The following is an 8211-nucleotide window of genomic DNA, read 5'->3' on the forward strand; positions in this document are numbered from 1 at the left end:
CGCCCGCCGGGGCGAGACCCGGCCAGCAGGACTAAGCAGAAGAAGGAGGAAGATGAGGAGGAAGAGCGCGCCCGCCGGAACAAGACCCGGCCTAACTTACTTTCTCTTTCGCCTCTTTGACCCGAGTAGCCAGGTGATCCAGCGCCTCCTGCACCTGGTCCACCAGCACCAGGCAAAGATCACCCGGTGACAGCCGTTCGAGGGCGATGTCGATCGCCAGGAACTCGCCGCGTATCTCGTCGATGCGTTTTGTGCGGCGAGCTTTGTGTTCGCCTTCGAGGCCCTGGCGCAGCAGGGCCATGACCTCGCCGTCGGCACGGCCGCGCTGGGCGGCGTCCTGGTAGAGGATGACGTCGTCGAAGGCGCTGCCGAGGATGATGGTCTGGTCGCGGATGTCGCTGTCGCGGCGGTCGCCGGCGCCGCTGATGACGACGCTGCGGCGCTGGCCGGGCGTGGCGGGCATGGCGTCGACGGCGGCGACCAGGGCGCGCATGGCGTCGGGGTTGTGGCCGTAGTCGGCGATCACGGTGGCGCCCTTGTAGTCCATGACGTTGAAGCGGCCGGGGGCGTTGTGGGCGTCGTTGACGAAGCTGGCGAGGCCGCGCTTGATGGTGTCCCAGTTCAGGCCCGCGCCCCAGGCGGCGGCGACAGCGGCCATGACGTTTTCGACCTGGAAGCTGATGCTGCCGCCGCGCGTGACGGGCACGCCCTGCAGCGGGATGCGCTCGACCCAGGCGCCTTCGGCGGCGACCAGCACGGGGCCGTCGATGTAGACGGTGCGTTTGCCCTGGGCGCGGTGCGTGGCCATGAGCGGGTGGTGCCGGTCGGCCGCGAAGAAGATGACCTTGCCGGGGCAGGTGGCGGCCATGTCGGCGACGATGGGGTCGGCGGCATTGAGCACGGCGTAGCCGGTGTTCGCGACGTTCTGCACGATGACGCGCTTGAGCACGGCCAGGTCTTCGACGGTGGTGATGTAGTTCAGGCCCAGGTGGTCGCCGCTGCCGATGTTGGTGACGACGGCAACCTGGCAGCGGTCAAAGCCCAGGCCTTCGCGCAGCACGCCGCCGCGCGCGATTTCGAACACGGCCGCATCGACGTCGGGGTGCATCAGCACGTTGCGCGCGCTCTTGGGGCCGCTGCAGTCGCCGCTGTCGGTCTGCCGGCCGTTGATGTAGACGCCGTCGGTGTTGGTCATGCCGGTGCGCAGGCCCTCGGCGGCCATCAGGTGGGCGATGAGGCGCGTGGTGGTGGTCTTGCCGTTGGTGCCGGTCACGGCGATGACGGGAATGCGGCCGTTGTCGCCGGGGGGGAACAGTTCGTCGACCATGGCCACGCCGACGGCGCGGCCCTTGCCGTAGGAGGGCGACAGGTGCATGCGCAGGCCGGGCGCGGCGTTGACTTCAACGACGCCGCCGTTCTGCGATTCGAGCGGGCGCAGCATGCTTTCGCAGACCACGTCGACGCCGCAGATGTGCAGGCCCACCATTTGCGCGGCGGCCACGGCGCGCGCGGCGACCGAGGGGTGCACGTCGTCGGTGACGTCGGTGGCGGTGCCGCCGGTGCTGAGGTTGGCGTTGTTGCGCAGGATGACGCGCCGGCCCTTGGCGGGAATTGACTCGGGCGTGAGTTCCTGCACTTCCAGGCGCGCGACGGCGATGTCGTCAAAGCGGATCTTGGTGAGCGAGGTGGCGTGGCCTTCGCCGCGCCGCGGGTCCTGGTTGACGATGTCGACCAGTTCGCGCACCGTGTGCAGGCCGTCGCCCACCACCTGCGGTGGCTCGCGCCGCGAGGCTGCGACCAGTTTGTTGCCGACCACCAGCAGGCGGAAGTCGCTGCCGGGCAGGAATTTTTCGACCATGACCTCGCCGTGTTCGGCGGCGGCCTTGTAGGCGACTTCGAGGTGCTCGCGCGTCGTGATGTTGACGGTCACGCCCTTGCCCTGGTTGCCGTCCTGCGGCTTGACGACCACCGGAAGGCCGACCTGCCGGGCCGCGGCCCAGGCGTCGTCGACGTCGGTGACGGGGCGGCCCAGCGGCACGGGCACGCCGGCGGCGCGCAGCAGCTTTTTGGTGAGGTCCTTGTCCTGGGCGATGGATTCGGCCACCGCGCTGGTGGAATCGACTTCGGCGGCCTGGATGCGGCGCTGCTTGGCGCCCCAGCCGAACTGCACCATGCTGCCCTTGGTGAGGCGGCGATACGGGATGCCGCGCGCGACGGCGGCGTCGACGATCGCGCCGGTGCTGGGGCCCAGGCGCTCGTCCTCGTCGAGGTCGCGCAGCTGGGCGATGGCGGCTTCGAGGTCGAAGGCGGTGTCGCGCAGGGCCGCGTGGATCAGGGCCTGGGCCAGCTCAAAGGCCAGGCGGCCCACGGCTTCCTCGCTGTATTCGACGACGACCTGGTAGGTGCCGGCTTCGACGGTGGCGGCCGTGTGGCTGAAGGTGATGGGACAGCCGGCGGCGGTTTGCAGGGCCAGCGCGGCGGCTTCGAGCACATGGGCCAGCGAGACGGGGCCGGCGTGGCCGGTCTGGCGCAGCGCGCCCATGCCGGGAAACAGCGCGCGCACGCGTGGCTCGAAGCCGGCCAGGCCGGCGATGTTGCATTCAACGGCGCTGCAGGCCACGATGGCTTCGAGCGCGGTGTGGCGGCTCCAGAGGTTGGGGCCGCGCAGGGCCCGGATGCGGGACACTTCCATTATTCGGCACTCCCGGCGGTTTTAGGGGTGGTTTCAAAGGCTTCCATGCCGGCGCCTATCAGGTTGAGCGGAATGCCGAGCGCCCAGGCGGCGCCCACGGCGGCCAGCAAGGCCTCTTCGGTGAGGCCGCGGCGTTCGCGCCAGGCGCCCAGCTTGCCCAGGCCGGGCAAAAAGGCCTCGCTGGCGCCGGTGGCCAGCACCACCTGGTCCTGCCGCACATACAGGGCGCGGCCGCCCTGGGCGCAATGCGAGACGATGGCCGCGGCCTTGGGGTCGGTGCTGTAGAAGATCACTTCGCCGTCGCAGAGCTCGGCCATCTCGGCGATGCGCGGGTCGCCGGCGTTGAGCACGGCGACGCCGCCGGGCAGCACCACGTCGACCTGCGAGCGCATGACCTTGAACATCTGCTCGTCTTCGGTGATGTCAAACTCGGCCAGGCCCTGGGCGCCGCCCAGGTCGGTGACCACGCCGACCTGGCATTTGTCGTAAGGCAGGCCGGTGCGCAGGATGGTGTCGGCGCCGTTCTCAAAGACGGCGGCCTGAACCGCGCGGTTGATCAGCAGGCGCTGGCCGGCTTCCCAGTTGGCGCAGTCGGAGGCGTCCACGCAGCGCTGGTCGAGGAAGAGGCCGGCCTGGCAGGCCAGGCCGGTGTGCCGGCCCGACAGGTGCAGCAGCCAGGCCACCAGCCGCGCGACGCGGTAGTTGCCGGCGGAGCCGGCGATGCCGACGATGGGGATGCGGCCGTCGTTGGGGTTGTCGCTGTCGGACGAGTGCGGGAACAGATGGTCGCAGATGGCGCGGCCCACGGGGCGCGGCGCGCCTTCGGCGGGCTTGAGGTGCATCAAGAGGCCGGGGCCGGCGTTGACTTCGACAATCGCGCCGCCCTGCTCGTGCAGCGGGCGCGAGATGTCCTGCGCGACCACGTCGACGCCGGCGATGTCCAGGCCCACCACGCGCGCGGCCAGCGAGACGATGTGGTCGACCTCGGGGTGGACGGCGTCGGTGCAGTCCAGCGCCACATTGCCGTTGCGCTGTATCAGCACCTCGCGGCCGGCGGCGGGCACGGCATCGGGCGCCAGGCCCTGGCGCTGCAGGTCGAGGATGACGGCGCCGTCGCTGGCGGCGTTGATGCGGCCCAGCGGGAAGTCCTCGCCCACGCCGCGGCGCGGGTCGGTATTGAGCTGGGCGTCGACGAGCTGCGACACCGTGGCGCTGCCGTCGCCGGTCACCCAGGCGGCTTCACCGCGCGCGGCGGCGACGACGCGGCCGCCGACGACCAGCAGGCGGTGCTCATGGCCGCGCACAAAGCGCTCAACCATGACCTCGCTGCCGTGGCGGGCGGCCACCGCGAAGGCGGCCTCGATCTCGGCGCGGGTTTTGAGGTCCAGCGAGACGCCGCGGCCGTGGTTGCCGTCGGAGGGCTTGACGACCACCGGCAGGCCTATGTCTTCGGCCGCTTCCCAGGCCTCTTCGGCCGTGGCGACGATCTCGCCCTCGGGCACGGGCACGCCGCAGGTGGCCAGCAGGCTTTTGGTGAGGTCCTTGTCGTGGGCGATGCCTTCGGCGATGGCGCTGGTGAGGTCGGTTTCAGCCGTCCAGATGCGGCGCTGGCTGGCGCCGTAGCCCAGCTGCACCAGGTTGCCCTCGTTCAGGCGGATGTGGGGGATGCGGCGGTCGGTGGCGGCGGCCACGATGGAGGCGGTGCTGGGCCCGAGGTAGCAGTCGTCGACCTTGGCGCGTATCGCGTCGACGGCGGCGCGCACCTCGGCGGGGCCGTAGGGCGTGGCGTTGATGGCCGCCATCAGCAGGCGGTGGCCCTCGGCCAGTGCGGTGCGGGCGACCTGCTCGTCGCGCGCGCGGAACACCATGCGGTAGACGCCGCGCTGCGAGGTGCTGCGCGTCTGGCCGAAGCCGGTGGGCATGTCGGCCAGGTTGAGCAGCTCGATCACCACATGCTCCAGCACATGGCCGGACCAGGTGCCCTCCAGCAGGCGCTGGATGAAGCCGCCGCGCTCGCCCACGCCGCAGTGGTGTTCGACCAGGGCCGGCAGCAGCGCGACCAGGCGGTCGTTGAAGCCGGGCAGTTCGTTGGAGGGGAAGTCCTCGAGTTTGCCGAGGTCCAGCCAGACCTCAAGCACGGCCCGGTAAGTCCAGATGTTGGGGCCGCGCAGGTAGTTGATGCGCAGCAGCTTGATGTCGTCCTGAGGGCTCATGGTTCGCAGCATGGTCGGCCAGGCAGGGCGGCCGCACCCGTCGGTGCAAGGCGGCGGTCCTGGCCGATGAATTTCAGTGTGAGGCCGGTGAAGGCCCCTGTGGATCCCTGTATGTCTCGTTATGTGCGTTGTGTCTTTGTTCTTATCGCGAACGAGCCTGGCTGGGGCTGGGGGGATCGATACCGCCGGTTTCGCCATTTTCGGGGATTGAGGGGCAAATTTGTCGTTCCAGGCCGCATTCGGCGAAAATCCCCTGTTCGGGTTCCCCACGCGCGAAGGCCAGACCTGCGAAAACCCAGCCGCGCCAGATGCGGGACGCCAAGAATTCACCAACACAATGCAACACAAACACCCGGCAGACGACTCCAGCCTTACCGACCCCGCCTTGGCGGGGCTTCGCTCACAACTTGCAACCCAGGAAAACGTTCTGTGTACGCTTACGGTTGACCTGGACAGCCAACTTCGTTTCGCCACCGGCCTGCTGGCCCTGACCGACCGCCGCCTGCTGGCCCGCGGCCCCGGCGGTGAATGGGCCGCCTGGCCCACGGTGGACGCGGCCGGCAAGGGCCTGCCGGGCCTGTCGCTGCGCCATTTCGACCATGCCGGCGTGGGCACGCTGGAGCTGCACCAGGGCGGCGTCCGCCTGGCCGGCTGGCGCTTTACCCTGGGTGCCAATGTGCAGGCGCTGCGCCTGGTGCGGCTGTTCGCCCAGCAGCAGGCGGCCCAGGGCCTGGCCGAGGCGCCCCCGGCCGACGAAGCGGCGCTGTGCCCCGAATGCGACCTGCCGCTGCCGCCCGACAGCGAGGAATGCCCGGCCTGCGCCCGCGAGCTGCACACGCCGCCCTCGACCTGGGTGCTGCTGCGCCTCTGGCGCTTTGCCCACCCTTACCGCCACCAGCTGCTGGCCGGGTTTCTACTGACGCTGGCCTCCACGGCCGCCACGCTGGTGCCGCCCTACCTGACCATCCCGCTGATGGACGACGTGCTGATCCCCTTCCAGAACGGCCAGCAGATCGAGCCCTGGAAGGTCGGCGCGCTGCTGGGCGGCCTGCTGGGCGCGGCGCTGCTGGGTTGGGCGCTGAACTGGGCGCGCACCTATTTGCTGGCCCTGGTGTCCGAGCGCATAGGCGCCGACCTGCGCACCGCCACTTTCGATCACCTGCTGGAGCTCTCGCTGGACTATTTCGGCGGCAAGCGCACCGGCGACCTGATGTCGCGCATAGGCTCGGAAACCGACCGCATCTGCGTGTTTTTGTCGCTGCACGCGCTGGATTTCGCGACCGACGTGCTGATGATCGTGATGACCGCGGTCATCCTGTTTTCCATCAACCCCTGGCTGGCGGTGGTGACGCTGCTGCCGCTGCCCTTTATCGGCTGGATGATCCACGTGGTGCGCGACAAGCTGCGCACCGGTTTTGAAAAGATAGACCGCGTCTGGTCGGACGTGACCAATGTGCTGGCCGACACGATTCCCGGCATCCGCGTGGTGAAAGCCTTTGCCCAGGAAAAGCGCGAGGCCCAGCGTTTTCGCGAGGTCAACCAGCACAACCTGGCCGTCAACGACAAGCTCAACAAGACCTGGTCGCTGTTCACGCCCACGGTTTCGCTGCTGACCGAAGTGGGCCTGCTGGTGGTGTGGGCCTTCGGCATCTGGCTGGTGTCCCGGCAGCAGATCACGGTCGGTGTGCTGACGGCGTTTATCGCCTACATAGGGCGCTTTTACGGCCGGCTCGATTCCATGAGCCGCATTGTTTCGGTCACGCAAAAGGCGGCGGCCGGCGCCAAGCGCATTTTCGACATCCTGGACCATGTCTCCAACGTGCCGGAAACCGCCAACCCGGTGAAAACCGGCGTGCTCGAGGGCCGCATCGACATGAAGAACCTGGGCTTTCGCTACGGCAACCGCTCGGTGATCCGCGGCCTGGACCTGCAGATACGTCCCGGCGAGATGATCGGCCTGGTGGGCCACAGCGGCTCCGGCAAAAGCACGCTGGTCAACCTGATCTGCCGCTTTTACGACGTGAGCGACGGCACCATCCAGGTGGACGGCACCGACATACGCCGCTTTGGCGTGGCCGATTACCGCCGCCACATCGGCCTGGTGCTGCAGGAGCCTTTCCTGTTCTTCGGCACGATTGCCGAGAACATCGCCTACGGCAAGCCCGGCGCCACGCGCGCCGAGATCGTCGCGGCCGCGCGCGCCGCCCATGCGCATGAATTCATCCTGCGCCTGCCGCAGGGCTATGACTCGCTGGTGGGTGAGCGCGGCCAGGGCCTGTCGGGCGGCGAGCGCCAGCGCATCTCGATCGCGCGCGCGCTGCTGATAGACCCGCGCATCCTGATCCTGGACGAAGCCACGTCCTCGGTCGACACCGAGACCGAAAAAGAAATCCAGCGCGCACTCGACAACCTGGTGCAGGGCCGCACCACGATCGCGATTGCCCACCGCCTCTCGACGCTGCGCAAGGCCGACCGCCTGGTGGTGATGGACCGCGGCCAGGTGGTGGAAGTCGGCCCGCACGACGAGTTGATGGCCAAACAGGGTGCCTACTGGCGGCTGTATGAAGCCCAGGCGCGCCAGGTGGACAACGAAGAGGGCGGCCTGGAGGCCGAAGAGCGCCGCATCGCGCTGGCCACCTCGCAGATCGCCCATGCCGCCCAGCATGTCGGCAACACATAAGCCAAAGACCTGTCATGACTGATTCCACTTCCATCTCCGCTTCCGCCTCTGTTCCTTTTCCGCTGGTGCGCGACGCCTCGGGCCGCCTGGTGTTCACCGATTCGGCGGGCCAGGCGCATGCCGGCGTGGTGCCCGTGCGCGCCTTCCCGATTGCCGCGCCCGACGAAGGCATTTCGCTGGTCAACACCGAAGGCCATGAGGTCGCCTGGATAGAGCAGCTGCAGGCCGCGGCGCCGGCCGCGCGCGCGCTGCTCGAGGAAGAACTTGCGCTACGCGACTTTGTGCCCGAAGTCACGCGGCTCAAAAGCGTCTCCAGCTTCGGCACGCCCAGTGTCTGGACGGTCGAGACCGACCGGGGGGAGACTTCTTTTATCCTCCGCGGCGAAGAGGACATCCGCCGCCTTGGCCGCGTCGGCTTGCTGATCGCCGGCAGCCAGGGGGTTCAGTACAGCGTTCGGGATATGACGGCGCTGGATCGGGCTTCGCGGCGCTTGCTGGAGAGGTTTCTTTAGCCGGGTCTTGCGCCGGCGAGCGCTCCCCTCTCCTCCCTCTTCTTCTCTCTTCGTCTTTCTGTTTTCTCTGCTGAGGGCGGCTGGCCGGGGGTAGCCCGGCGGCTACTCACTTTT

Annotated in this window: 4 protein-coding genes; 2 read left to right on the top strand and 2 right to left on the bottom strand. The window is 68.7% G+C overall.

All coding sequences use genetic code 11. The annotated features are described in order from the left end of the window. Positions 1 to 91 precede the first annotated feature (91 nt). Positions 92 to 2692: a cyanophycin synthetase gene (gene cphA / locus PMI15_RS19280; RefSeq protein WP_007873208.1), complete on the bottom strand. Its 2601-nt coding sequence runs from the start codon at positions 2690 to 2692 to the stop codon at positions 92 to 94. Beyond that, the gene (gene cphA / locus PMI15_RS19285; RefSeq protein ID WP_007873210.1) at positions 2692 to 4917 is read right to left on the bottom strand and encodes a cyanophycin synthetase; all 2226 of its coding nucleotides are present in this window, start codon (positions 4915 to 4917) and stop codon (positions 2692 to 2694) included. The genes cphA (PMI15_RS19280) and cphA (PMI15_RS19285) overlap by 1 nt, the downstream gene beginning before the upstream one ends. A gap of 325 nt (positions 4918 to 5242) precedes the next feature. On the opposite strand from cphA (PMI15_RS19285), the gene PMI15_RS19290 reads away from it, so the two are divergent. Further along, the gene (locus PMI15_RS19290; protein ID WP_007873212.1) at positions 5243 to 7585 is read left to right on the top strand and encodes an ABC transporter ATP-binding protein; all 2343 of its coding nucleotides are present in this window, start codon (positions 5243 to 5245) and stop codon (positions 7583 to 7585) included. A gap of 14 nt (positions 7586 to 7599) precedes the next feature. Next, entirely contained in the window at positions 7600 to 8097 is a 498-nt protein-coding gene (locus PMI15_RS19295; protein WP_007873214.1) for a DUF1854 domain-containing protein, read from the top strand. Positions 8098 to 8211 lie beyond the last annotated feature (114 nt).

Source organism: Polaromonas sp. CF318, from assembly GCF_000282655.1.
GTDB lineage: Bacteria > Pseudomonadota > Gammaproteobacteria > Burkholderiales > Burkholderiaceae_C > Polaromonas.

Bases quoted from the DNA above. Each gene is read 5' to 3' on its own strand.
- cphA (WP_007873208.1), bottom strand. From the start codon at position 2,692: ATGGAAGTGTCCCGCATCCGGGCCCTGCGCGGCCCCAACCTCTGGAGC.
- cphA (WP_007873210.1), bottom strand. From the start codon at position 4,917: ATGCTGCGAACCATGAGCCCTCAGGACGACATCAAGCTGCTGCGCATC.
- PMI15_RS19290 (WP_007873212.1), top strand. From the start codon at position 5,243: ATGCAACACAAACACCCGGCAGACGACTCCAGCCTTACCGACCCCGCC.
- PMI15_RS19295 (WP_007873214.1), top strand. From the start codon at position 7,600: ATGACTGATTCCACTTCCATCTCCGCTTCCGCCTCTGTTCCTTTTCCG.